This window comes from Pseudarthrobacter sp. CC12 (assembly GCF_039907755.1).
Taxonomy (GTDB): Bacteria; Actinomycetota; Actinomycetes; order Actinomycetales; family Micrococcaceae; genus Arthrobacter; species Arthrobacter niigatensis.
In genome coordinates this window covers 276,868-300,874 of the sequence record NZ_JARDJH010000001.1, presented here as the reverse complement: position 1 = coordinate 300,874, position 24,007 = coordinate 276,868, and the positions used below count along the sequence as shown (strand labels likewise).

Annotated in this window: 28 protein-coding genes; 18 read left to right on the top strand and 10 right to left on the bottom strand. The window is 66.1% G+C overall.

Annotated elements, in window-relative coordinates:
• Positions 1-6 precede the first annotated feature (6 nt).
• Complete coding sequence (locus PV772_RS01410; protein ID WP_141159312.1) at positions 7-1,176, bottom strand: acyl-CoA desaturase; 1,170 nt, start codon at positions 1,174-1,176, stop codon at positions 7-9.
• A 13-nt stretch (positions 1,177-1,189) separates the two neighbouring features.
• A complete protein-coding gene (locus PV772_RS01405) occupies positions 1,190-2,287 on the bottom strand; it encodes a ferredoxin reductase (protein WP_141159311.1) in 1,098 nt (365 codons plus the stop codon).
• 203 nt (positions 2,288-2,490) lie between these two features.
• Here PV772_RS01405 and PV772_RS01400 point away from each other — a divergent pair, with 203 nt between their 5' ends.
• From PV772_RS01400 to PV772_RS01385, 4 genes are all read left to right on the top strand, one after another.
• A complete protein-coding gene (locus PV772_RS01400; protein ID WP_141182487.1) occupies positions 2,491-2,850 on the top strand; it encodes a YnfA family protein in 360 nt (119 codons plus the stop codon).
• Between the two features lie 58 nt (positions 2,851-2,908).
• Positions 2,909-4,111 carry an L-2-hydroxyglutarate oxidase gene (gene lhgO / locus PV772_RS01395; RefSeq protein WP_347885148.1) on the top strand — a complete coding sequence of 401 codons (1,203 nt, stop codon included), beginning with the start codon at positions 2,909-2,911 and terminating at the stop codon, positions 4,109-4,111.
• Positions 4,112-4,202: 91 nt separating this feature from the next.
• The gene (locus tag PV772_RS01390) at positions 4,203-4,553 is read left to right on the top strand and encodes a DUF202 domain-containing protein (protein ID WP_141161464.1); all 351 of its coding nucleotides are present in this window, start codon (positions 4,203-4,205) and stop codon (positions 4,551-4,553) included.
• 3 nt (positions 4,554-4,556) lie between these two features.
• Positions 4,557-4,889 (top strand): DUF202 domain-containing protein, encoded by a 333-nt coding sequence (locus PV772_RS01385; RefSeq protein WP_141159309.1) that lies wholly within the window; start codon positions 4,557-4,559, stop codon positions 4,887-4,889.
• Here the strand turns inward: PV772_RS01385 and PV772_RS01380 are convergent.
• Positions 4,886-5,284 (bottom strand): hypothetical protein, encoded by a 399-nt coding sequence (locus PV772_RS01380; protein ID WP_141182489.1) that lies wholly within the window; start codon positions 5,282-5,284, stop codon positions 4,886-4,888. The two genes, PV772_RS01385 and PV772_RS01380, sit on opposite strands and share 4 nt — an antisense overlap.
• 85 nt (positions 5,285-5,369) lie before the next feature.
• Here PV772_RS01380 and PV772_RS01375 point away from each other — a divergent pair, with 85 nt between their 5' ends.
• From PV772_RS01375 to PV772_RS01365, 3 genes are all read left to right on the top strand, one after another.
• Positions 5,370-5,606, top strand: a complete 237-nt coding sequence (locus PV772_RS01375) for a DUF2630 family protein (protein ID WP_141159307.1) — start codon at positions 5,370-5,372, stop codon at positions 5,604-5,606.
• Positions 5,606-6,400 (top strand): carbon-nitrogen hydrolase family protein, encoded by a 795-nt coding sequence (locus PV772_RS01370; protein WP_347885147.1) that lies wholly within the window; start codon positions 5,606-5,608, stop codon positions 6,398-6,400. The genes PV772_RS01375 and PV772_RS01370 overlap by 1 nt, the downstream gene beginning before the upstream one ends.
• A 324-nt stretch (positions 6,401-6,724) precedes the next feature.
• Positions 6,725-8,044 (top strand): ammonium transporter, encoded by a 1,320-nt coding sequence (locus PV772_RS01365; protein WP_347885146.1) that lies wholly within the window; start codon positions 6,725-6,727, stop codon positions 8,042-8,044.
• Positions 8,045-8,052: 8 nt separating this feature from the next.
• Here PV772_RS01365 and PV772_RS01360 read toward each other — a convergent pair whose 3' ends face one another.
• The gene (locus PV772_RS01360) at positions 8,053-8,679 is read right to left on the bottom strand and encodes a PadR family transcriptional regulator (RefSeq protein WP_141182492.1); all 627 of its coding nucleotides are present in this window, start codon (positions 8,677-8,679) and stop codon (positions 8,053-8,055) included.
• A 178-nt stretch (positions 8,680-8,857) separates the two neighbouring features.
• Between PV772_RS01360 and PV772_RS01355 the strand changes: the two genes are divergently transcribed.
• Entirely contained in the window at positions 8,858-11,029 is a 2,172-nt protein-coding gene (locus tag PV772_RS01355) for a transglycosylase domain-containing protein (RefSeq protein WP_347885145.1), read from the top strand.
• Positions 11,030-11,064: 35 nt separating this feature from the next.
• Here the strand turns inward: PV772_RS01355 and PV772_RS01350 are convergent, their stop codons facing one another.
• From PV772_RS01350 to PV772_RS01340, 3 genes are all read right to left on the bottom strand, one after another.
• Positions 11,065-11,658 (bottom strand): DUF1992 domain-containing protein, encoded by a 594-nt coding sequence (locus PV772_RS01350; protein ID WP_347885144.1) that lies wholly within the window; start codon positions 11,656-11,658, stop codon positions 11,065-11,067.
• 150 nt (positions 11,659-11,808) lie between these two features.
• Positions 11,809-12,306: an SRPBCC domain-containing protein gene (locus tag PV772_RS01345; protein WP_347885143.1), complete on the bottom strand. Its 498-nt coding sequence runs from the start codon at positions 12,304-12,306 to the stop codon at positions 11,809-11,811.
• Between the two features lie 12 nt (positions 12,307-12,318).
• Positions 12,319-12,651, bottom strand: a complete 333-nt coding sequence (locus PV772_RS01340; protein WP_347885142.1) for an ArsR family transcriptional regulator — start codon at positions 12,649-12,651, stop codon at positions 12,319-12,321.
• 90 nt (positions 12,652-12,741) lie between these two features.
• Between PV772_RS01340 and PV772_RS01335 the strand changes: the two genes are divergently transcribed.
• Positions 12,742-13,470 (top strand): Type 1 glutamine amidotransferase-like domain-containing protein, encoded by a 729-nt coding sequence (locus PV772_RS01335; RefSeq protein WP_347885141.1) that lies wholly within the window; start codon positions 12,742-12,744, stop codon positions 13,468-13,470.
• A gap of 33 nt (positions 13,471-13,503) precedes the next feature.
• On the opposite strand, the gene PV772_RS01330 is transcribed toward PV772_RS01335, so the two are convergent.
• Positions 13,504-14,238 carry a GAF and ANTAR domain-containing protein gene (locus PV772_RS01330; protein ID WP_141159299.1) on the bottom strand — a complete coding sequence of 245 codons (735 nt, stop codon included), beginning with the start codon at positions 14,236-14,238 and terminating at the stop codon, positions 13,504-13,506.
• Positions 14,239-14,778: 540 nt separating this feature from the next.
• On the opposite strand from PV772_RS01330, the gene PV772_RS01325 reads away from it, so the two are divergent.
• The 5 genes from PV772_RS01325 (at position 14,779) to PV772_RS01305 (ending at position 17,628) form a co-directional block, all read left to right on the top strand.
• Positions 14,779-14,988 (top strand): hypothetical protein, encoded by a 210-nt coding sequence (locus PV772_RS01325; protein ID WP_141159298.1) that lies wholly within the window; start codon positions 14,779-14,781, stop codon positions 14,986-14,988.
• On the top strand, positions 14,985-15,233 hold the full coding sequence (locus tag PV772_RS01320) for a hypothetical protein (RefSeq protein ID WP_307358374.1): 249 nt from the start codon (positions 14,985-14,987) through the stop codon (positions 15,231-15,233). The genes PV772_RS01325 and PV772_RS01320 overlap by 4 nt, the downstream gene beginning before the upstream one ends.
• Complete coding sequence (locus tag PV772_RS01315; protein ID WP_347885140.1) at positions 15,233-16,000, top strand: GAF and ANTAR domain-containing protein; 768 nt, start codon at positions 15,233-15,235, stop codon at positions 15,998-16,000. Before PV772_RS01320 ends, PV772_RS01315 begins: the two co-directional genes overlap by 1 nt.
• A 226-nt stretch (positions 16,001-16,226) precedes the next feature.
• Positions 16,227-16,421 carry a hypothetical protein gene (locus tag PV772_RS01310; RefSeq protein WP_141159295.1) on the top strand — a complete coding sequence of 65 codons (195 nt, stop codon included), beginning with the start codon at positions 16,227-16,229 and terminating at the stop codon, positions 16,419-16,421.
• Between the two features lie 169 nt (positions 16,422-16,590).
• On the top strand, positions 16,591-17,628 hold the full coding sequence (locus tag PV772_RS01305) for a nitronate monooxygenase (protein ID WP_347885139.1): 1,038 nt from the start codon (positions 16,591-16,593) through the stop codon (positions 17,626-17,628).
• Between the two features lie 15 nt (positions 17,629-17,643).
• Here PV772_RS01305 and PV772_RS01300 read toward each other — a convergent pair whose 3' ends face one another.
• Together PV772_RS01300 and PV772_RS01295 are read right to left on the bottom strand one after the other, a co-directional pair.
• Positions 17,644-18,684, bottom strand: coding sequence for an NAD(P)-dependent alcohol dehydrogenase (locus PV772_RS01300; protein WP_347885138.1), 1,041 nt, complete (start codon positions 18,682-18,684; stop codon positions 17,644-17,646).
• 143 nt (positions 18,685-18,827) lie between these two features.
• Positions 18,828-19,844: a zinc-dependent alcohol dehydrogenase family protein gene (locus PV772_RS01295; protein ID WP_347885137.1), complete on the bottom strand. Its 1,017-nt coding sequence runs from the start codon at positions 19,842-19,844 to the stop codon at positions 18,828-18,830.
• Between the two features lie 139 nt (positions 19,845-19,983).
• Between PV772_RS01295 and PV772_RS01290 the strand changes: the two genes are divergently transcribed.
• The 4 genes from PV772_RS01290 (at position 19,984) to PV772_RS01275 (ending at position 23,991) form a co-directional block, all read left to right on the top strand.
• Complete coding sequence (locus tag PV772_RS01290) at positions 19,984-20,877, top strand: helix-turn-helix transcriptional regulator (RefSeq protein WP_141159291.1); 894 nt, start codon at positions 19,984-19,986, stop codon at positions 20,875-20,877.
• Between the two features lie 389 nt (positions 20,878-21,266).
• Positions 21,267-22,382 carry an ABC transporter substrate-binding protein gene (locus tag PV772_RS01285; protein WP_347885136.1) on the top strand — a complete coding sequence of 372 codons (1,116 nt, stop codon included), beginning with the start codon at positions 21,267-21,269 and terminating at the stop codon, positions 22,380-22,382.
• Positions 22,379-23,233 carry an ABC transporter permease gene (locus PV772_RS01280; RefSeq protein WP_347885135.1) on the top strand — a complete coding sequence of 285 codons (855 nt, stop codon included), beginning with the start codon at positions 22,379-22,381 and terminating at the stop codon, positions 23,231-23,233. The genes PV772_RS01285 and PV772_RS01280 overlap by 4 nt, the downstream gene beginning before the upstream one ends.
• A complete protein-coding gene (locus PV772_RS01275) occupies positions 23,209-23,991 on the top strand; it encodes an ABC transporter ATP-binding protein (RefSeq protein WP_347885134.1) in 783 nt (260 codons plus the stop codon). The genes PV772_RS01280 and PV772_RS01275 overlap by 25 nt, the downstream gene beginning before the upstream one ends.
• Positions 23,992-24,007: the final 16 nt, after the last annotated feature.

Here is a 24,007-nt window from a genome sequence, read left to right as displayed (position 1 = left end):
GGGAATCTAGGCCCGGGCAGGCTTTCCAGGCAGCGCCAGTTTGAAGACCTTGGCCCAGGACGAGCCCACCTGCTTCAGCAGCGGACCGGTGGTGTACTTCAGGCCGTAGCGCTGGCAGATCTCACGGACCCTCGGCGCCACCTCCGCGTACCGGTTGGAGGGCAGGTCCGGGAAGAGGTGGTGCTCAATCTGGTGCGAGAGGTTGCCCGTCATAAGGTGCATGAATTTCGAGCCTGAGATGTTGGCTGAGCCAATCATCTGCCGGACATACCAGTCACCGCGGGTTTCGCCGTCCACCATCTCTTCGGTGAAGGTGTCGGTTCCTTCCGGGAAGTGGCCGCAGAAGATGACCGCGTGGGCCCAGACATTGCGGATGGCGTTGGCAGTGATCGTGCCGAACAGCGCCTGCTTGGCGGATCCGGTCAGCATGGCGACGGCAGGAGTGGCCGCGTAGTCCTTGGTGAACTGGGTTACGACCTTCTTGCCCAGCGCCTTGAGGTCCTTGAGCAGGGCTTCCTTGGACTTGGTGCCTTCCTTGTACTCGGTCAGCTCGAGGTCGTAGATGGCGATGCCCCACTCGAAAACCGGCGCCAGGATGGCGTTGAACAACGGGTTGGCCAGGTTGATGGGCTTCCACGGCTGGTTCTCGTCCATGCGCAGGAGGTTGTATCCGACGTCGTTGTCCTTGCCCACCACGTTGGTCCACCGGTGGTGCAGGTCGTTGTGGGTGTGCTGCCAGGACCGCGAGGGGGTGACGAAGTCCCATTCCCAGGTGGTGGAGTGGATGTCCGGGTCCCGCATCCAGTCCCACTGGCCGTGCAGGATGTTGTGGCCCAGCTCCATGTTTTCCAGGATCTTGGCCAGGCTGAGCAGGGTGGTCCCCGCGACCCAGGCGGCTTTGTTCTTGCTGACCAGGAGGGCGGCGCGGCCGGAAATCTCCAGTCCACGCTGGATCTTGATCATCCGGCGGATGTAGGCGGCGTCCTCCGCGCCGCGCTTGCCCAGGATCTCGTCCCGGATGGCGTCAAGCTCACGGCCCAGCTCCGCTACCTGCTCATCGCTGAGGTGTGCGGCTGCGGGGGGCCGGACGGCGGGGCTGCCGGATTCGGCAAGCTTCCCGGGCCGGGTTCTCGAGCTTCCCGCGGGGGTGACCTTGCTTGGTGTGATTACAGACATTCCGTGGTGCTCCTCAGATTTCGAGGTTGACGGGTCCGGCGGCTGCCGAGACACACGTTTGGATGAGTTGGCCTGGTTCCCCGTGGATTTCCCCGGTCCGCAGGTCGCGGACCTGCCCCGCCAGGAGCGGTGTGAGGCAGCTGTGGCAGATGCCCATCCGGCAGCCGCTGGGCATCAGCACCCCGGCGTCCTCGCCGATGTCCAGGATGGGGGTGTCGCCGTCGGCTTCCACCTCCCGGTCGGATGCTTCGAAGGTGACCAGGCCGCCGTCGTGCCCTACGCCGGCGTTGAAGGTGGTGTTGAACCGTTCGATCATGAGGTTGCCGGCGTCTCCGGCAACGGCGACGTCGGTTCCGGGTGCCCTGGTGGTCAGGGCGGCGCGCTTCCAGAGGGCCTCGGCGTCGTCCAGGAAGCTGTCCGGGCCGCAGGCGTAGGCCGCCCGTTCCTTCCAGTCGGGGCAGATCTCGTCCAACTCTTTGGTGCTGGAGAAGTCCATGCGGCCCTGTTCACCGGTGTACCAGTGCGCCAGGCGGAAGTTGGGGAACTGGTCCGCGAGCTCGGCCAGCTCTTCACGGAACAGGCTGTCACCCGGGGTGCGTGCGGAGTGGACCAGCACGACGTCGGCATCCGGACGCCGCGGCACAAGGGTGCGGATCATGGACATCACCGGAGTGATGCCACTGCCGGCGGTGACCATGAGAAGGGGGCGGGGGTGCTCCGGAAGGACGAAGTCGCCCTGCGGCGGAGCCAGGAACAGGACATCGCCGGGCTTGGTGGTGCGCACCAGCGTGCCGGACACTGCGCCGACGTCGGTGACGGTGATGGCAGGATCCTTGCCTGCGGGAGCGCTAAGGGAGTAGGAACGCCAGTGCCGCACGCCGTCGAGCTCGACGCCGATGCGGGCCCACTGCCCCGCCAGGTGCGCCTTCCACCCGCGGCCGGGGCGGAAAAAGATGGTTGCCGACTGCGCGGTTTCCTGCACCACGCGGGTGACCACGCCCCGAAGCTGGCGAGCCGAGTAGACAGGGTTGAACAGGGCCAGAATGTCTTCCGGCGCCAAGGGGGTGGTAAGCACTGAGGCCGCCTGGGCCAGCTGACGTAGCCGGATCATACGGTTAAGCCTAGAGCGGTGTGAGCCATATTTCTCTCTCTCCGTCATATGACCGTTCCGCAGTCACACGCTAGTTATCGGCGCGAAGCCCCCACGTCGCCCTCTAAGAGTAACGGTTAGGTATCAAGGAAGGTTCCCGCCGTCCATTCGGCTCCCTCCCAGGGCCCCCGCCGGGCCGCATTACCGGCTGGCATGATGGCTTCGTGGGTATCCCTGGCGAGTCTGTCAATGTTTTCAAGACCATCGTGCTGTTCGTGCTGGCCGCCGCCGCGGAAATAGGTGGGGCCTGGCTGGTGTGGCAGGCCGTGCGCGAAGGCAGGGACTGGTGGTGGGCCGGGCTTGGCGTGATCGCGCTGGGAGCTTACGGTTTCGTGGCCACGCTCCAGCCAGATGCCCATTTCGGCCGGATCCTTGCGGCCTACGGCGGCGTGTTCGTGGCCGGTTCCCTGGCCTGGGGCATGGCCTTTGACGGCTTCCGCCCGGACCGGTGGGACATCACCGGGTCCCTGGTGTGCCTCCTGGGGGTTGCCGTGATCATGTTTGCTCCCCGCAGCGGCGGATAGCAGGAGCGCGTGGGCAGCGGCGGTGGCTAAGATCTACCCACGACGAAAGGCGGGCCCTGTGGACCGGGTGGACTACTGCGTTATCGGCGGCGGAATCATAGGCCTGGCAACCGCCTACCAGCTGCTGCAGAAGCAACCGGGAGCTTCGCTGGTCCTGCTGGAGGCCGCGGAGTCCCTGGCATCACACCAGACCGGACACAACAGCGGCGTCATCCACTCCGGGATCTACTACGCCCCGGACAGCCTCAAGGCACGGTTCAGCAAGGCGGGGTCGCAGCAGACCAAGGAGTTCTGCCGGGAACACGGCATCAGGTACGCCGAGCCGGGCAAACTGCTGGTGGCAACGTCCGCGGTGGAATTAGACAGGCTGGACCGCCTGGAAGAACGCGCGGCCGTCCATGGGCTGCCCTGCGAGCGCATTGGCCAAGACGAACTCAACCGGCGCGAGCCCAACGTTTCGGGCCTGGGCGCCCTGTTCATTCCCAGCACCGGAATCGTGGACTACCGGGACTTGGCGCGGAAACTGGCTGACCTCATCTCCGCTGCCGGCGGCCGGGTCATCACCGGAGCCAGGGTGGACTCCATCGTGGAGTATTCAGACCGGGTGGACGTTGGCACAGCCCGGGCCCTCTATTCCTGCCGCCGCCTGGTGGCCTGTGCGGGCCTGCAGTCGGACCGCCTGGCGGAAATGGCCGGAATGAACATCGACGTGCAGATCATTCCCTTCCGCGGAGAGTATTTTGAGTTGCCGGACGCCAAGTCGGATTACGTTACGCACCTCATCTACCCGGTACCGGACCCGGACCTGCCTTTCCTGGGGGTACATCTCACCCCCACCATCCACGGCAGCATCACGGTGGGACCCAACGCGGTGCTGGGCCTGGCCCGGGAGGGCTATCCCAAATTCTCGGTGGACCTCAGGGATGTGGGCCGCTACGTGCGCTTTCCGGGGCTGTGGCGTGTGGCCCGGTCCAATGCAGCCACCGCGGTGCGCGAGGTCCGCAACTCGCTGTTCAAGGGAAGCTACCTGCAGGAATGCCGCAAATACGCTCCGGGCCTGGCCAAAGCGGACCTGCTGCCGTACGAGGCAGGCATCCGTGCACAGGCTGTACGCCGGGATGGAACGCTCCTCCACGACTTCCTGCTGGCGGAGACAGAGCGGATGATCCACGTCCTGAACGCCCCTTCGCCCGCCGCAACAGCCGCCCTGCCCATTGGGGATAACCTTGCCGGCAAAGCCGTGCTCCGCCATATTTCCTGACCGGCAGCCCCGCACCCGCCGCGGCTAAACTGGCCCGGTGATCAACAGCGAGCAGCCCCCCAGGCCCACCGTCCCGCCATCGCGCGGAAGGATGGCCGAACGGCTGCTCCCCGGCGGCGAGGAACCAGACCCGCGCTTCACGCTGGCGAACGAACGCACCTTCCTTGCCTGGATCCGGACGTCGCTGGCGCTGCTGGCAGGGGGCATCGCCATCGAGGCATTCACCTCCGGCCTCTTCATCGAACCTGTCCGGAAAGGCCTGGCCATCCTGTTGCTGCTGCTGGGCATGATGCTCAGCGGTGGCGCCGCCCTTCGGTGGCTTCGGGTGGAACGGAGCATGCGCAATAAGGCGCCGCTGCCGCTGCCGCTTTTTGTGCCCCTGTTGGCGGGCGCAGGCGCGCTGGCCGCCGCCGTCGTACTGGTTTTCATCCTCTGGCGCTGACCTGTGGCTGCACACGCACCCAGCCCCCACGGCGATCCCGGCCTCCAGCCCGAGCGGACCGCCCTCGCATGGGGGCGGACGATGCTGGCGCTGGCTACGGCGAGCGCTTTCTTCCTGCGCTGGCTCCCCACCTACGGCGCGCCCATCCTGGTACTGCCGGTGATTTCGGGCGGCGCTGCCCTTGCCATCTACCTCACCCAGCGCCGCCGTTACCGGGCCAGGTCCCACGGCCTGGCAGGCGAAAGCATCGAGGCCGACCTGCCCGCCGTCCTTTGGACTGCCTTTGCGGGCGTCGCCCTGGGGTGCCTGGGAATAGTGGTGGTCCTGGTCAGCTAGAACATCGGCAGGACGAAGCCGGCCAGCAGCGCCACGGCGCCGATTGCCGTCAGGCAGCGGCCCAGGACCGAGGCCGTCCTGCCGGCCTCTTCCGGCCTGGTGGTCTGCCACTGCGTGGGGCGCTTGGGGTGGTAATAGATGGGCAGGGTGTCCCCCGCGGCCATGTCCCTGATGTCGTAAGGGGACATTGGGGCGTGGTGCACCTGGTGCTTCCGGTCGAGCCAGCGGAAGCCCACACCGGTGGAATCCGAGTACACCACGCCCTCGGCAACATCCCAGGGGTGCACGAAGCGGCGGAGGAATCCGGTGTAGAAGAGCAGCCCCAACCCTGCGGGCAGGCACAACCAGGTGAGCACTTCCAGGATGGGACCTGCCATATCGAGCGCAGTGGGCATGAAGTTGATGGTACAGCTCAGGGGCTGGCTCCTTCAGCACCGGGTACGTACGCTGAAGGGGACCGGACCGGAGTTAGGGGAAGCCATGAATGATCAGGATATTTTGTCGCACATCCAGGCCCTGGTGGAGGAGGAGCACTCGCTGCGCGAAGGCTCGGGTGACGGGCAGGCACCGGACCAGGCACGGCTCAAGTATGTGGAAGAAAGCCTGGACCAGTGCTGGGACCTGCTGCGCCAACGGCGGGCCAAGAAGGATTCGGGCGAGAACCCGAACGACGCCGAGGCCCGCCCGATCAGCGAAGTGGAGGGTTACAGGCAGTAATGCGGATTGCAGTAGCGCAGATCATCAGCGGCGCCGACCCCACGGCCAACCTGGAACTCGTTTGGGAGTATGCCGCCCAAGCCAAGAACGCCGGCGCCCAACTGGTGGTCTTTCCCGAGGCGACCATGCGCGCCTTTGGCCATTCCCTGAAAGACATTGCCGAGCCCGTGGACGGACCGTGGGCCGCCGAGGTCCGCAGGATGGCCGCCGAGCTGGACCTGGCGATCGTGGCCGGCATGTTCACGCCGGGGAAAGACGGCCGGGTCCGTAACACCCTCCTGGTCACCGGGCCCGGGCTGGAGGCGGCGTACGACAAGGTCCACCTTTTTGACGCTTTCGGCTTCACGGAGTCCAGGACGGTGGACGCCGGGGAAGCCCCGGTGACGTTCGAGCTCGATGGGACCGTGTTTGGCCTGGCCACCTGCTACGACGTCCGCTTTCCAGGGCTGTTCACGGCAAACGCCAATGCAGGCGCCCAGGTGAATATCGTGTGCGCCTCGTGGGGCGCCGGTGAAGGCAAGGCGGAGCAGTGGGACCTGCTGGTGCGCGCCCGGGCTCTGGACAGCACCACATTTGTGGTTGCGTGCGGACAGGGCGATCCCCAAACGGTGGGTGCCGGCCCGGCGGGCACAGCACCCACGGGCATCGGGCACAGCGCGGTGATCACACCCCTGGGGAAGCCTGTGGTTGCCCTGGGCGGGAAACCTGAACTCGCCGTCGTCGACATCGACCCGTCAACCGTGGAGGACGTCCGGGCCACACTGCCGGTCCTCGCCAACGCCCGCACCTTCTGACGGGGTGAGGTGCCGTTCACGGCTTCGAAACAGCCGGCACAGGGGCGGACGACGGCGGAGCTCACCTGCCGCAGGCCCCTCCAGCCTGCGGTTGCAGGGAACGGGCCGGGTTACGGGATGTCGCAGCAGCCGCCGGAGGAGAGGCCGTTTACACGCCCGAAACATAGCTGATACGTGAACTTCACGCACGGGCAATTTGTGTAACGTGGCCGCAACTTTAGGCGGCATTGATTGAAACACACGCCGCGAAAAATGGATCCCGGGGGAAATGCCGCGGGGCCACACGGGTCCCGCACCACGTTCACATCGCGAAGGGACCCACCGGTGGAAATCACTGCCCAACACGTCTGGCTGATGATTTCGGCCGCAATGGTCCTCCTGATGACCCCCGGGCTTGGCCTCTTCTACGGCGGCATGACCCGCGCCAAGGCTGCCCTGAACATGATCATGATGAGCTTCATCTCGGCGGGGATTGTCGGCGTGGTCTGGGTCCTCTGGGGCTACTCCATGACCACCGGGAACGGCATCCTGGGACTGTTCGGCAACCCCTTTACCAGCTTTGGCCTCCAGGACCTGATGGGTTCACCGGACCTCCTCAAAGCCGGCTACAGCGCTACCTTCGCCATTGTCACCGTCGCCCTGATCAGTGGCGCCATCGCCGACCGTGCCAAGTTCAGCGCCTGGGTCCTGTTCGTGCCCGTATGGATCACCCTTATCTACTGCCCCCTCGCCTACATGATCTGGGGTGGCGGACTGATGAGCGCTGGCGGGGCCGTCACGGAAATCTTCGGCCAGGTCATTGATTTCGCCGGCGGCGCCGTGGTGGAAATCAGTTCGGGAACTGCAGCCCTGGTGCTCGCCGTTATTGTTGGCCAGCGCCACGGATTCGCGAAGGACCCCAACCACCGCCCCCATAACCTGCCTTTCATCATGCTCGGCGCCGCAATCCTGTGGTTTGGCTGGTTCGGCTTCAACGGCGGAGCTGCCACCAGCGTGGAACAGGCCGGCCTCATCTGGATCAACACCCTGGTGGCTCCTGCCGCGGCCATGCTGAGCTGGCTGGTCACCGAAAAGATCCGCCACGGACACCCGACCTCCCTGGGTGCAGCCTCCGGCGTGGTCGCCGGGCTGGTGGCCATCACCCCGTCCTGCGCCAACATCAGCCCGGTGGCCGCCATCGGCCTGGGCCTGGTGGCGGGAGCCGCCTGCTGCGTGTTCGTGGACCTCAAGTACCGGTTTGGCCTTGATGACTCCCTGGACGTGGTGGGCGTCCACCTGGGCGCAGGCCTTATCGGCACCCTTTCGCTGGGGTTCATCGCCCTCCCGGTGAACGGCCAGGGCGGCGGTCTCTTCTACGGCGGCGGTGTCCAGCAACTCATCGCCCAGGTGGCCGCGGTAGTCATCACGCTCCTGCTGTCCGGCGCAGGAACCGCGGTCATCGGCCGGGTGATCCACAAGACTGTTGGCTTCCGTGTCAGCCACGAGGCTGAGACCGCCGGCGTGGACCTGGCTGAGCACGCCGAGACGGCCTACGCCTTCGGCGAGATCGGAGCGGGCTTCAATCCCCTGCGCCACGCCGCGGCCCACATTCCAACGGCCCCGCCTCCCGCTGAACGGCACGCCAAGGAAGACTCCTTCGCGTAAGTCCTGCCCTAGTCCGCAAGGATCTTGTAGAGCGCGCGGCGCAGTTCGTCCATCTTTTCCATCGCGGCGGCCCGCTGCTCCTCGCTCACCCCGGTGCGGAACTGATGGATGGCGCCCATGAGCTTGGCAATGCTCTGGTGGAAGTCCCTGTCGGCACTGTCCGGTTCAGCGTTCCAGGCGTTCTCCATCTCCTCAGCGTGTTCGGCGACATAGGCCTTCCCGGCGTCCGTCAGCGCAAACTCTGTTCCCCGGCCCTCGCCCACGGCCTCGATCAGCCCCTCGTCCACCAACTGCTGGAGCGTGGGATAGATGGATCCCGGGCTGGGCCGCCACATTCCGCCGGTCTTTGCGGCGATGGTCTTGATCAGCCCGTAACCATTGGACGGGGCCTCCGCCAGCAGCGAGAGGATGGCTGAGCGGACGTCACCCCGGCTGGCACGCCGGCCGCCCCGTCCGAAACCCGGGCCAAAGCCCGGCCCAAACCCAGCTCCGAATCCGGGGCCAAAACCAGGCCCGAAGCCGGGACCGAAGCCGGGACCCCGGTGCCCGTGCGGCCCCCTGTGGCCCCTCCCCCGCTCGAAGCGTCCCTTGCCGAATTCCGGGCCGGGATTCTTGTCATCAAATATGCCTTTCATGGTGGCATCGCCCTTTCATTTTTCATTTGCTCGCTGCGTCTTCAGCGATAGTTAACGATATGTCGGTAACTATCGCTGAGTCAAGGGTTCAGCGTGACCAAATCCTGACCTTCCGCCCCTGTTTCACCTCTTTGCAGGGGCGTATTCTGATCCCACCTTCGAGGACGAGGGCCGAGGAATGGTGAAGAAGCGGAAGCGCAGGCGCGGCTTTGGGGCAGCCCTGGGAAGGCTCCTGGGTTTCCTTGCTGCGAGCGTCATGTGCGGAGTGCTGGCGGCCAGCCTGGTGGTTCCTGCCGTGGCAGCCGCTGGGATGGGCGTCAGTTCCTCCATTGGTTTCTTCGAAAGCCTGCCCACGGAGCTGACCGTCCAGCCGCCGTCGCAGGCCACCAGAGTCCTCACCTCCGATGGGCAGGCTATTGCCACTTTCTACGCGGAAAACCGCGTCAGGGTTCCACTGGACCAGATGTCCCCCTTCATTAGGGACGGCATCATTGCCATCGAGGACAGCAGGTTTTACACCCACGCCGGCGTGGATCCGCAGGGCATCCTGCGCGCACTGGTGTCCAACCTGACCAAGGGCGGCGAGCAGGGTGCGTCCACCATTACGCAGCAGTACGTCACCAACGTCCTGAACGAGGCGCAGCTCTTGCAGGACCGGCCGGACGCGGTGGTGCTGAACGGGCAGAAGGACTTCGGTGACAAGCTGCGGGAAATGAAGCTCGCCATCGCGCTGGAGAAGAAGTACACCAAGGACCAGATCCTTGAGGGCTATCTCAACATCGTGTTTTTCAGCAGCAACGCCTACGGGATAGAAGCCGCGGCGCGCTACTTCTTCAGCACCACCGCGAAGGACCTCACCCTGCCCCAGGCCGCGTTGCTGGCCGGGCTGGTGAACAGCCCCACCCTGTACAACCCGGCCACCAATCCGGACAAGTCGATCGTGCGCCGGAACCAGGTCCTGTCCGAGATGCTCCGCCTGCGAAGGATCACGCAGGCCCAGTACGACGCGGCAGTGGCCACCCCTATCGAGCTGAAGATCACGCCGCAACAGCAGGGCTGCGCCAATGCCGCAATGGCGCCCTACTTCTGCGACTACATCTCCCACCTGATCCTGAACAATCCTGCCTATGGCGCCACCGAAGTGGAGCGCGAGCGCAGGCTGTACCGCGGCGGCCTCACTATCGTCACCACCCTGGACAGCCGGCTCCAGGCGGCCGCCCAGGCCCAGGTGGACGGTACAGCGGGTGCAAATCCGGACCGGTGGGCAGCCTCGCTCCTGACCCTGCAGCCAGGCAGCGGCAAGATCCTGGCCATGGCCCAGAACACGGTATTCCTCCCCCAGCCTGGCAAGTTTGATACCAACCTGAACTTCAACGTGGACGCCAGGGACGCGCAGGGCAATGACCTGAATGGCGCCGGCGGGTTCCAGCCGGGCTCCACCATGAAGCCCTTTACCTTCGCGGAGTGGTTGAACGAGGGCAAGCCGCTGACCGCGGAAGTGGATGCCTCACGCCGGGTCTATCCCCTGGGGTTCCCGTGGAAGGACAGCTGCGGGAAGGTGCTGGGCGCGTACAGCACGGCGCAGGCCAACCCGGCCCTTGGCGCTGCCGATGACCTGCAGAACGCCGAGGACGGCTTCTACCGGCCGATGCCCGTCAACTACGGCCTGTACAACTCCATCAACACCGCTACCTTCGCCTCGGCCGCCCAGCTCGACTTTTGCGGCATCCAGAAGATGGTGGACTCCGTGGGCCTGCATAGTGGTTTGGACAGCACCCCGGTCAACATGCATCAGCTGGGCAACCTGCTGGGCGGCACGGGCGTGGCTCCGCTTACCCTGGCAAACGCCTTCGCCACCTTCGCCACGGAGGGCCGCTACTGCGCGCCGATCGCCTTGGCCGAGGTGACCGATGCGGCAGGGGCGAAGCTGCCCGCCCAGGCCCCCGACTGCCACGACGCCGTCAAGCCCGACGTGGCCCGGGGCGTCAATTCAGTGCTCCAGGACGTCCTGAAGAAGGGGTCCGGTGTCTGGATCAACCCGAAAGTGCAGGACACAGTGCCAACCGCCGCCAAGACTGGAACCTCCAACAACAACGGTTCCACGTGGGTGGTGGGTTACACCACCGGCCTTGTCACGGCTTCCTTCTTCGGCGATGCACTGGAAGGCCAAAAGCGGGCCGGGCAGAACGTGACCATCAACGGGACCTTCTATCCCCGCCTCGACGGGTACATGATTGCCGGGCCGCAGTGGGCCAACTACATGCTCAAGGTGGCGCCGCTGTATCCCGCAACCCCGTTCGCGCCACCGCCCGCTTCGATGATCGGCCCTAACCCCAACTACAGGCCGTAGGCACTTGGCGCATCCATGGTGGATCTGGATGCCGCCTAACCCGTCCCCTTCCACAGCCGCTTCCACCACGAGCGTTCCGGCTCCGGCGCGGGCGGTGCCTCGTCCACCTGCACAGCACGCCGGCTGCGCCAACGCTCCACTTCCCCATCCACGTCACGGGTCTTGGTGATCACCGGCGGGCCGCCCTGCAACTGGCGGCGGGCATCAACCACCCTCCGGTTGAAATCCGCCACGACATCGCGGACCTGCTGCTCGGTGTATTGGGCGTCCAGTTTCGCGTCGAGCTCGGCGTCCTCAGCGCGGAGGAGGATGGCCGCCGGCCCCAGGCCGCTGATGTTCTCCCGCTGGATCAGCCCCTTCACCCACCAGTCGGGATCGTACGATTCGCCCAGGCCGGGAATTGGTTTGCCCGCATACTCCAGGTTGTCGAACTTGCCCTGCGCCATGGCGTCGCGGACCAGGTATTCCGCGCGGGCGGCATCGCTGACTTTCCTGCGCTTCTCCCGCTCCTGCGCGTCGAGGGCATCCAGCGCGGCTTCCTCCTCGGCGCTGATGCCGGCGCCACGGTATGACCGCACCTCGGCCGCACGCTCCAGGCGCTTGCGGAATTCCCCTGCGCCGCCGCTCATTGCTGCCACCGCCTTCCCTCGCCGGGTCCAACCTCCAGTATTCAGCGGCGGGCCTGGGCGTTCAACGCCCAGGGTTGGCGGACGACGACGGAACGTCCCGCCGTCGTCCGCCCACCTGGCGCCGTGGCAAAGGAAGTGGCTGTTGCGCTGTCAGGCGTTGGCGTGCTCGGCAAGGAGGCCGTCGATCTGGCCGACCGCTGCCTTGAGGCCCTCCTCCATGCCCATCTTGATCATCTCTTCCAGCTGTTCTTCAGACTCGAAGGCGGACAGCATGGTCATCCGGGTGCGCTCCCCCACCGGTTCCAGCGTCACTGTGGCATGGCTGACGCCATGTTCACCGGTGGGGTTGCCGTCGCTGTCCGCGAAACCGTCGTTGAATTCCAGCTGGCGCGGCGATTCGATGCTGGTGAATTCCCACCAGCCGTGGAACTTCTCCCCATCCGGGCTTGTCATGTAGTAGCTGGCGCGGCCGCCCGGAACGAAGTCGTGCTTGTAGAAGGTAGCCGGATACGTGGGCGGACCCCACCAACGCTCCAGCTGCCGCGGGTCCTCAAAGAGCTGCCAGACGCGTTGCATGCCGGCGTCGAACTCGGCAACGAGGGTGAGGCTCAGGGCCTCGGGGTTTTTATCCGTACTGATGACTGTCATGGCCGTGCCTTCCTAACCTTCAGTGAGAATGTCTGCCATCCGGGCGGCGCGCTGCCGCCAGATTTGTTCATATTCGTCGAGCAGCCGCCGGGCTTTCAGCAGACCTTCATGATTGCCCCGCACGATCTGCTCCCTTCCGCGCTTTTCCTTGGTGACAAGGGAGGCGCGCTCCAATATCGCCACATGTTTCTGTACGCCGGCGAAACTCATGGCGTAGAGGGCAGCGAGACCGGAAACTGAAAACTCCTCGACGGTCACCTTGCGGACAATGTCGCGGCGGGTGGAATCGGCGAACGCCTGGAAGAGGCGGTCCAGTTCGGCCTCGCGAAGCTGATGTACAACCATTTGGTTGTACGTTATCCCTTTAGGCAGCCCGGGTCAATGGCTTTTTCCTTCGTCCCCGCCAGGCAAGTTCTGGCCGGTATCTTGAAGCTCATGAGCATCTTCCTTGCCGGGGCGGGCCCTGATCCACTGGGCTTTCCGGATGTCTTTGACCAGTTTGCGGATGCAGTCCGCCGGCATGCGGCACCCGGCCGGGCTGTCCGGATTGCCGTGGCCGTACACCATCGCGGAGGAAGCCCGGAGGTACTCATTGAGACCTGCTCGGCGCCCCTCCAAGCCAGGCTTGACTGTGGGATCGTGGCCATCCCGCTGCGCGGGGACAAGCCGGCGGATCCTGCCGCATTCGATGGAGTGGATGGCGTGGTGGTGGGCGGCGGGTTGACGCCGGGCTATTGGGAAGGCCTGCTCCCCGCGGCCGCCGCCATTCTCCGCCTGGTGGCCGCCGGCAGCCCCTACCTGGGGTTTTCCGCCGGGGCCATGGTGGCGCCGAACCGTGCACTGATCGGCGGTCACCGTATCAACGGGGTGGACGTGTGCGGGGAGGAATGCTCGGAAGGCCTGGAGGCAGTGGAGATCCGGCAGGGCCTGGGGCTGGTCCCGTTCGCGGTGGATGTCCACGCGGCGCAAGCGGGAACGGTAAGCCGCGCAGTGGGGGCCGTAGCGGCCGGCCAGGTGGATTGGGCGGTCGCCATTGATGAGAACACGGCAGTGGTGCTGGAACCGGCAGGCGCCAATGGATACAGGGTTATCGGCAGCGGCAACGCCTGGGATATCCGCAACGCAGGGGGCGGCACTGTCGTCTCGATCCGCGCCGGCGCCTGACGGGGCCTGGACAGTTTGTGGTCCAGGCGCAGGCTAGGAGTCGAAGTGCGTCTGGACACTGCCTCCAGAGAGCTGTTCAATCAATTCCTTGGCCACGTCCCTCAGCTTCTTGTTGCGGTTGCTGGAGACCCGGGTGAGGATCTCCATCGCGTCTTCCTGCGAACAACGGTTTTGCGCCATGATGACGCCGCAGGCCAGGTTGATGGCGGTCCTGCTTTCCAGGGCGGCTTCCAGGTCATCAGCCCTGTTCTGCGCCGTGCTGATGCGGACCGAAAGGTGCAAGGTGTTGTGGGCAGCGGCGGCGAAGCCCACCGCTTTGTCATAAACCTCCGCCGTGAACACTCCCGGCCTCGTGGCGAAAAAGTTCAGTGCGGCACTGGCCTCGCCGCTGATCTCCAAAGGAACACCCAGGGTGCTGTGCACGCCCCGCCCCACCAGCTCCTGGTTGTACGTGGTCCACCGGCCGTCCTGCCCGACGTCGTCAATCAGCACGGGCGCCATCTCGCGCAGCGCCTTGATGCAGGGACCGTCCCCCAGCGCCTGCTCGATAAGGTCCAGTTCCAGCGCCCTGGCACTGCTGCCCGCAGCAGTGGTGGGGCGCCGGCGGAGCTTCATGGTCACCGCGCACTCAATGTCGTCACCGGCTGCCTTGGAGACAGCCGCTGCCGCCAGTCCCGAGAGTCCGGAAAGGAACTCAACGGCATTCTCGGCCCCCACCAGGACCTCTTGGAGGTGCTCGACTGTCACACTGTTGGCAGGATTCAGCATGGGGTTCATCTTACGGTTACCGGCCCCTGCGCGGCAGCGGAGGCGGCAGCGGAGGCGGCAGCGGAGGCGGCAATGAAGGCAGCCGACATCTCCCTGTCCGCTTTGCGGCTGAAGTACTTCAGCCCCTTCCGGCGACGCTGGCGAATATGAAGTGGAGGCCTGCCTGCAGGTGCCGCTTCCGCGGCCGGCTATCCAGCGCGATTTGCTGGCGCTGGCCGCCAATGAACTCATCGATGACCTGCCGCGTCCCCGTGCCCCCCTATTCCGAGGATTTCGGCACGCGCCCACCGGATGCGTCCGCTGCCAACCAGCCACAGGCCGAGGATGCGGAGGGCCCGGGCAGTCCAGCGGAGGCAGAACCGGGGACGACGACGGCGGACCCGTTAGGGGCCAAGCTCCGGGCCGAAGGAGCCGCTATATCAGATCCATCACCAAGGGCGTAGTGTCAAAGGTAGGAGATTTCGGGATGGTGTCACTATCCGGAAGTTGAATAAACGGGCCCACCGTGCGAAGAGCGGCGGCCGCCAGCCAGGACAGGCAATGACTGGCGCAACTATGGATCGAGGCCCGATGGCCGGGAAAAACGCTCTGGCCGCCGCAGACGAATACCAGGACCTGCTGCGGGAATGCCCCGGAATCCCTGGGTTCCTCCTCGCGCTGGGCACCAGCTCTGCTTCGCGGCTCCGTACGGATGCCAGCACCCTGGACAGCGGGGAATTGTCCGCACCGCCGGTTGGACCGCGCGGATGAACGCCGACTGGACCGGCGGCCCCGACAAACTGCTGGAGGCCGACCAGCAGCGGAAGGACGTGGCCCGGCGGTTCCGCAACACCCAGGTCCCGATGATAAAACTGTGGACTTACTACTACGGCCTTGGCGGCGACGCCGACGAGATGTCCCTTGACGCCTATCTCAACGAAGCGCTCCATCTTCCAGCTGCCCAGGTGGGCCTGATTGCGACGGCCATGAGGGAATTGTCCGAGGGCGAGGACTAATGACCGCCGGCGAAGGGCAGCCGTTCCAGGAACCCGATGGGCAGCCCCTGGAAGATGTGGAACAGTCCCTGCAGCAGCTGGTGCTGGAAAGCCCGGACATCAAGGGTTTCCTCACCGAACTGGCAATCCTGGCCAGTTCGCGGCTGTCCACCCCGGGCAACTCCATCCACAGCGGCGTCACCGTAATGAGGCACAAAAGACCCAAGGCCGTAGCAGCAAGCGATGCTGCGGCAAAGGCCCTTGACGAACTGCAGAACGGATTTGGCCAGGGCCCCTGCCTTACGGCGCTCCGGCAGGGAACCACCCTCCTGGTGCCGGAGCTTGCCGCCGAAACCCGCTGGGGACCCTACGCCCGGGCCGCAGCCGGGCACGGCGTCTCCTCCATCCTCGCCGTCCCGCTGGATCTTGCGGGCGACGCGGAGGCGGTATTGAATCTCTACTCGGGCAGGAGCAACGGGTTTTCCGCCGAGGACATCGCCACCGTTGAGGCGTTCGCAGCCCAGGCCGCCAGTTCGCTGAGGCTGATCCTGCGGATATCCCAGCTCAGCGAAGCCAGGGATGACCTGGCCGCCGCCATGCAGTCACGCACCGTGATCGACATGGCCGTGGGGGCGGTCATGGCCCAGAACCGGTGCGACCGGGAGACGGCCTTCAGCATCCTTACCCGCGCGTCGAACACCCGCAACATCAAGCTCCGCGAGGTTGCAAGAACCGTCATCACCTCGATTTCGGGCGAGCAGAAGATCACCGCCTACTTCGAAGAGTAGCTGTGCTGTGCATCACACGTGATGAGATTCACTCGCAATAAATGCGCGATTTGGTTGAGTCGGTTGATCAGCCACGGGCACTATGGATAGGCAGGGCCGGACCATCCGCCCTTGACATCCTGGTGACGCAACGAGGCCCACCGGTGAGCGCAGGCCACCGACCCTCCGAGCGCGGACAGGCCACTGCCGGACGCTGCGCCGGCTTGACACAGGAAAGTACTGAACAATGACGTTTAACACTGCCGAATCCGTGACGCTGAAGATCTGGGACCGGGCTTCCCTCCACGAGACCCTCGACTCCGCGGTCTCCGACCTCTCCGCGCGCCACAACACCACCACCTGCCGCATCGCCGTCACCTGCAGCGGACCCAACACCTTCACGCTGAGTGTGCGCGGGAACGAGCCGGCACTGGCCCTCTAAGCGGCCCACCACCAAAGGGGCGTGGACGACGGCGGGACTTACCCGGCGTCGTCCGCGCCCCTTTTTCGTCCAGTCAAACGTGCGGCACGACCGCACCTGCTTCCGTCCCAACTACCCCTGCAGACCGGCGTAGCATTCGTCAGGGATACCCAAACGACGGGAAGGGCTCATGGCAACGCAGCAGAGGCACGCACGGTTCAAGTTCGAATCGCTGGAGCTCCCCGTCATCCAGGCACCGATGGCCGGCGGGCCTTCCACCCCGCAACTGGCAGCAGCGGTGAGCGCAAGCGGCGGACTGGGCTTCGTAGCGGCGGGCTACAAAACCGCCGCGGCCATGCGGGCCGAGATCGCGGCTGTGAGGGAACAGACGGACAAGCCCTTCGGCGTGAACCTGTTCGTGCCCCAGGCATCGGTCGCCAGCCCTTCCGCCCTGCAGCAATACGCCGACGCGCTGGCCCCGGATGCCGAACGCTTCGGGGTGGCCTTGGGCGAGCCGAGGCATGACGACGACGGCTGGGAACCAAAGCTCGAAGCACTGCTGGACCTAGCGCCCGCGGTCGCGTCGTTCACCTTCGACTTCCCCGAAGCCAGCGTGGTGGAAGCCCTCCACCAGCGAGGGATCTACGTGATCGCCACCGTCACTGCACGCGGCGAAGCGCTGCAGGCGCTCGCCGCCGGCGCCGACGCCCTCTGCGTCCAGGGCCCCGAAGCCGGCGGCCACCGGGGCACGTTCAAAGCGGATGCGCCTCCTCCCCTGGTGCCCCTCCACGGGATCCTTGGCGAACTCGCCGACCTGGAGGTGCCCCTGGTGGCAGCGGGCGGTATTGCCACGGCGGATCACACCCGTGCCGCGCTCGCCGTCGGTGCCGTGGCAGTCCAGGCGGGAACTGCGTTCCTCTGCGCGGACGAAGCAGGCACCAAGGCCGCGCACCGGGCCGCGTTGGCAGCGCCGGACCGTTTCCCCACCACAGTCGTCACCCGGGCTTTCTCGGGCCGCAATGCCAGGGGCCTGCACAACGAGTTCATGCGCCGCCATGACGGCGAGGCGCCCTACGGCTACCCGGAAATCCACCATCTCACTACGCCCTTGCGGGCCGCCGCGGCGGCAGCAGGAGAGCCTGACTGGCTGAACCTATGGGCGGGCATCAACTACCGGAACACGGTGGAAGGCCCCGCAGTATCCATACTGCGGAGCCTTCAGCCTTAGGGGATCGCCCGCGCCTTAGAGGGTGGCGGTGTCGATTACGAAGCGGTACCTGACATCCGATGCCAGCACGCGCTCGTAGGCGTCGTTGATCTTCTCAGCCGGGATGACCTCGATCTCGGCGCCCAGGCCGTGCTCGGCGCAGAAGTTGAGCATTTCCTGGGTCTCGCGGATGCCGCCGATCATGGATCCGGCAAAGGAACGGCGTCCGCCGATCAGCGCAAAGGCATTGACGGGAAGCGGTTCCGCGGGGGCGCCGACGTTGACCAGGGCGCCATCGAGCTTCAGCAGGCCCAGATAGGCGCTGATGTCGATCGAGGCGCTGACCGTGTTGATGATCAGGTCGAACGAGCCGGCGAGATCGGCGAAGGTGTTCTCGTCGCTGGTGGCGTAGTAGTGGTCGGCGCCGAGCTTCAGGCCGTCCTCCTGCTTCTTCAGCGACTGGGACAGCACGGTTACTTCGGCGCCCATGGCGTGGGCCTGCTTGACGGCCATGTGGCCCAGGCCGCCAAGGCCGACCACTGCAACGTTCTTGCCGGGCCCTGCGCCCCAGTGCCGCAGCGGTGAGTAGGTGGTGATGCCTGCGCACAGCAGCGGTGCGGCGACGTCCAGGTCGATGCCCTCGGGGATGGTGACAACAAAGTCTTCGGTCACCACAACGTGGGTGGAGTAACCGCCCTGGGTGATGGTGCCGTCCCGGTCAACAGCGCCGTAGGTGCCGATGTTGCCCTTGAGGCAGTACTGCTCCTCGCCCTTCTGGCAATTGACGCACTCCTTGCAGGAGTTGACCATGCAGCCAACGCCAACACGGTCGCCCACTGCGTGCTTGGTGACGGCGGAACCTACCTCGGTGACAATGCCGGCGATCTCGTGGCCGGGAACCAGCGGGTACTGCTGCGGGCCCCAGTCACCGCGGACAGTGTGGATGTCCGAGTGGCAGATGCCGGCGAACTTGATGTCGATCAGGACGTCGTGGGGACCCACTTCGCGGCGCTCGATGGTGGTTGCCACCAGGTCCTCCGTAGCGGACGGGGATGCATAAGCCTTGACGGTAGTCATGGTTCTCCTGTGATCTGTGGGGGATATTCACGATGCTACCGGGGTTGTTCGGAGCAAACCCCGGAAAAGGACGGGCCAGCGTGGCCCTGCTGAAACTGGTCTTGGGAGTCCTACCCTTGGCGATGTTCCTGGACGGAACCTGGTCACGGGCGGAGGAGCACCTTGATGGCGCGTCGTTCGTCCATGGCCTTGTACGCCTCCGCAGCTTGTTCCAGCGGCAGTTCAAGGTCGAACACTTTGCCGGGGTTAATGTCGCCGCGGAGGATCAGGTCGATCAGGTCCGGCAGATATTGCCGCACCGGGGCGGGGCCGCCGTGCAGGTGGACGTGCGAGGAGAACAGGTCGCGGCCGGGCAGCGAGACGTCATGGGAGACACCCACGAAACCCACATGGCCGCCGGCCCGTGTGGCGTGGATGGCCTGCAGCATCGACTCCTGCGTTCCCACGGCTTCGAGGACGGAATGCGCGCCGAGGCCGCCGGTAAGTTCCTTGATCTTCTTCACGCCCGCGTCACCGCGCTCCACCACAATATCGGTGGCACCAAACTCGCGCGCCAGTGCCTGCCGGTCCGTGTGGCGCGACATGGCGATGATCCGCTCGGCGCCCATTTGCCTGGCTGCCAGGACCCCCAAAAGTCCGACGGCGCCGTCGCCCACTACTGCCACTGTTTTCCCGGGGCCCACCTGGGCCGCGTTCGCGGCAAACCATCCCGTGCCCAGGACATCGGAGGCGGCCAGCAGCGACGGAACCTTGTCGGCGTCGGGCATGCCGGGCGTGGCCACCAACGTGCCATCCGCCAGCGGGACGCGGAGGTACTCCGCCTGGGAACCGCTGACGCCCTGGCGGTGGACGCACCCGCTCTGGTAGCCGGAACGGCAGATCTCGCAGGTGTTGTCCGATGCAATGAAGGACCCCACGACGAACTGGTCGGGCGTAACGTTCTTCACGTCGGCTCCGACTTCCTCGACGATCCCCACGTACTCGTGGCCCATGGGAACGGGCCTGGAGATTTTGTCGGCGCCGCGGTAGGGCCAGAGGTCGGACCCGCACACACAGGCGGCCGCGAGTTTGATAACTGCGTCCGTCGGCTTCTGGATGGTGGGCTTGTCACGATCCTCGACGCGGACGTCTCCGGGCGCGTGCATGATGGTTGCGCGCATGCTGGTCCTTCCAAGAATGAAACGGCTGAACGGGACATCTCCATCAAACCCGGCCCCGGCATTCAAAGCGAGGGTCCTGCTGTAACTGGTTCTGGCAGAACCTCCTTACGGTCCCGCCATTCGTCGTAACGTGTTCCCTATGGATAACCGAGCCGAGGTCCGGCAGTTCCTCTCCTCACGCCGTGGACGGATCACCCCGGAGCAGGCAGGCATCGAACCCTACGGCGGCCGCCGGCGCGTGCCGGGGCTGCGCCGCGAGGAAGTGGCCCGGCTGGCAGGCGTCAGCGTGGACTACTACACGCGGCTGGAACGGGGAAACCTCCACGGTGTTTCGGACAGCGTCCTGGACGCCATCGCCGGTGCCCTTGAACTGGACCGCGCCGAGCATGACCACCTCTACGACCTCGCCCGGGCGGCCAACACGTCGGGCCGCAAGCGTGCCGCAGGCGCCGGAGGTTCCGCGCCGTCGAAGGTCCGGCCCGAACTGCAATACCTGCTGGACGCCATCACGGAAGCGCCGGCCTTCATTGGCAACAACCGCCTGGACATCGTTGCCGCCAATACGCTGGGTTATGCGCTGTATTCGGACATGTACCGCAACCCGTCACGGCCGGCCAACCACTCGCGGTTCATTTTCCTCGACCCCCGCGCCCACAACTTCTACACGGACTGGGACCGGGCTGCCCACACCAACGTAGCCATCCTCCGCCGGGAGGCCGGCCGCAACCCCCATGACAAGGGCATCGCCGAACTCATCGGTGAACTCTCCATGCGCAGCGACGTGTTCCGCACGCTCTGGGCGGCCCACAACGTCCGCCGCCACTACGCGGGCACCAAGTTCTTCCAGCATCCAGTGGTGGGGCTCCTTGAGCTGAACTACCAGGTGCTTGGGCTCGAAGAAGATCCGGGGCACACCCTCACGGTCTATCCCGCTACGCCCGGCAGCACGTCGGCGGAAGCCCTCAAGCTCCTCGCCTCCTGGGCGGTCACCGAGAACATCGTGGAAACGGCGCAGGCAAAGGTCGGCAGCTAAGAAGGCTGCCCTGTCCAGGGAGCCGGCCGGGCTCGCAGCCGATGAGCCAGTGGAGTCCGTACATGAAGCGGCGTTGCAGTCCCCTTAACCCAGGTTTCGGTTCGTGGCGCCGCGTTGCCTGCTTTGTCTCCAGGATGGCGCCATAAGTAGCGCCGTTGCGCAGGGTTTAGCGTCCGTTTCATACCGGTGGCCAACGCACCGCGAGCCGTGTTTAGGTGTTTCCACGGCACCGGCCACGCCGCAGGCACCACCCCACAATCCCGCCAGTACGCATCATCCCGCAGCACCCTGATCCCGCCGTTTCGGCGGACCAACCACCCCTTCACGCCCGCCCGGGCACACACCCCGGGTGCCGTCGTCGTACCCGGATCCTCCTCGAAAGGAACACCATGACCTTCCCAGCACCCCCACCCCAAACGAGCCACCGTGCTGCCTTTAGCCGGCGCCGCGCGCTGGGCGCACTCCTGGCTGTTCCCGCCGTCGGCCTGCTGTCCGCCTGCGGCGGGACCGCCACCGCAGGAGGAGCCCGCATCAGCCAGGGCGCCCTTGAACCGCTGGCGGCCTCGGTGCCTGCCGGCACCTCCATTAAGGTGGGCGATCCCAGCATCAAAGTGGCGCTGGAACTGTCCGGCCTGATCAAGGACCTGGACGGCTTCACGGTGGAGTTCGCCAACATCTCCGGCGGCCCCCAGACCACCGAGGCCTTCCGCGCCAACGCCCTGGACGTCGGGTCCGTGGCCGACATTCCTCCCATCCACGCCACCTGGACCGGGCTGGACGTCCGCATCATCGCCGCCGGCTACCGGCAGGACGCGGTGAACCACCCCATCTACGAGCTCGGTGTGGCACCGGGAGCCGGCATCGGCAAGCTCGAAGAGCTGCGCGGGAAGAAAGTGGCCTACTCCCCGGGCCAGGCGCAGGGCGCCCTGGTGCTGCGGATCCTGGACAAGGCCGGCCTCAAGCAGGACGACGTCAAGCTCGTGGAGCTCCCCAGTACCGGGGACGCCTACGCCACCGCGCTGGCCAGCAAGCAGGTGGACGCGGCTCCCCTGGGCGGCGTCCAGATCAAGCGCTACCTGGCCAAGTACAAGGCCGACGGCGCCACCACCCTCCGCCACGGGCTGCGCGATGATCCCAGCCTCCTCTATTCCCCCGCCAAAGTCCTGGCTGATCCCGCCAAGGCCGCCGCCCTTGCCGCCTACGCAAAGGTCTGGGGCAAGGCGCAGCGCTGGATCGAGGACCACCCGGCCGAGTGGCTGGAGGGCTACTTCGTCAAGGACCAGGGCCTGTCCCGCGAGGACGGCCAGTACCTGATCGACGCCACCGGCAAGCGCGACCTGCCGACGTCCTGGACGGAGGCCATCGCACGGCACCAGGAAACGATCGACCTGCTGTCCCGCGAGCAGAAGAAGCCGCAGTTGAAGGCAGCGGACCTCTACGACACCCGCTTCGAGGCCATCGCCGGCACGGCGTTCGCCTCCGCCGCCAAGGTTGGCGCGGCATGAGCGCCGTGCTGGACCGTCCCGTCGTCGCACCGCACCAGGACCCCGCGCTGGCCGGGCGGCCGGACGTGCGGCCCACTGGCAGGAGGCTGGGGCCAGGACGACGGCGGCGGCTCGCCTGGGTGGGCCCGTCCGCCTTGCTGCTGCTCTGGACAGCTTCTTCCGCCACGGGGTTGCTTGACCCACGGATCCTGTCCGAACCCTGGACCGTCGTGGCCACCGCCGGAGAACTGACCGCCGACGGCCGGCTCCAGGAAAACCTTGCCATCTCCGCCCAGCGCGCCGGCCTGGGACTGTTCTTCGGCATCCTGGTGGGAGGGGTGCTGGCCCTGCTCTCCGGACTGAGCCGGATCGGTGAAGCACTGATCGACGGTCCGGTGCAGATCAAGCGCGCCATCCCCGGCCTGGCCCTGATCCCGCTGCTCATCCTGTGGTTCGGCATCGACGAGACCATGAAGGTCCTCACCATCACACTGGGCGTCTTTGTCCCCGTCTACCTGCAGACCCATGCCGGGCTGCGCGGCATCGACCTGCGGTTCGTCGAACTTGCCCAGACGGTGGGCCTGGGCCGGGCGGGCTTCATCCGCAAGGTGGTCCTCCCCGGCGCCCTGCCCGGATTCTTCCTGGGCCTGCGCTTCGCGGTGACCGGCGCCTGGGTGTCCCTGGTGGTGGTGGAACAGATCAACGCCACCAGCGGGATCGGCTACATGATGGAACTCGCCCGCACCTATGGCCAGACCAACATCATCATCCTGGGCCTGGCCGTTTACGGCGTCCTTGGCCTCCTCTCCGACGGAATTGTCCGCTTCATCGAACGAAAGGCCCTCTCATGGCAGCGCACCCTGGCGGGCTGACCGCCGCCGGCCCAGCACGTCCCGTACCTTCCGCCGTTTCAGTCCGCGGGCTTATCCGCAGCTTCGGTACCAAGAGTGTCCTGGACGGCGTGGACCTGGACATCGCGCCCGGCGAATTCGTCGCCCTGCTGGGACCCAGCGGTTGTGGCAAAAGCACCCTGCTGCGCGCCCTGGCCGGCCTGGACCACGAGGTCCGCGGCAGCGGCGTGATCAGCGTCCCGGACCGCGTGTCCGTGGTTTTCCAGGATTCCCGGCTGCTGCCGTGGGACACCGTGCTGGGCAACGTCACGCTGGGCGTCCGGGAGCACGACGCCGATGCCCGGGCCCGCAAGGCACTCGCCGAAGTGGGACTCGCCGGACGTGAAAAAGCTTGGCCGCACCAGCTTTCCGGCGGTGAGCAGCAACGCGTGGCGCTGGCGCGGTCCCTGGTCCGGGAACCGCAGCTGCTGCTGGCCGACGAGCCGTTCGGCGCATTGGACGCCCTGACCCGGATCAGGATGCACGGGCTCCTCCAGGACCTGGTGGCGGCCCACCGGCCAGCCGTCCTGCTGGTCACCCACGACGTGGACGAGGCCATCGCACTGGCCGACCGGATCGTGGTCCTGGACCGCGGCCGCATCGCCACCGTCCGCCCGGTGCCACCCGCAATCCGATCTTCCGCCGATGCTGCGGGGCACGAAGCCCTGCGCCGCGACCTCCTCACGGCGCTGGGCGTCGAACCCGTCCACACACCTGAACCGGCCGCCGTCGGCCGCTAACTTCCAAAGGAGCAAA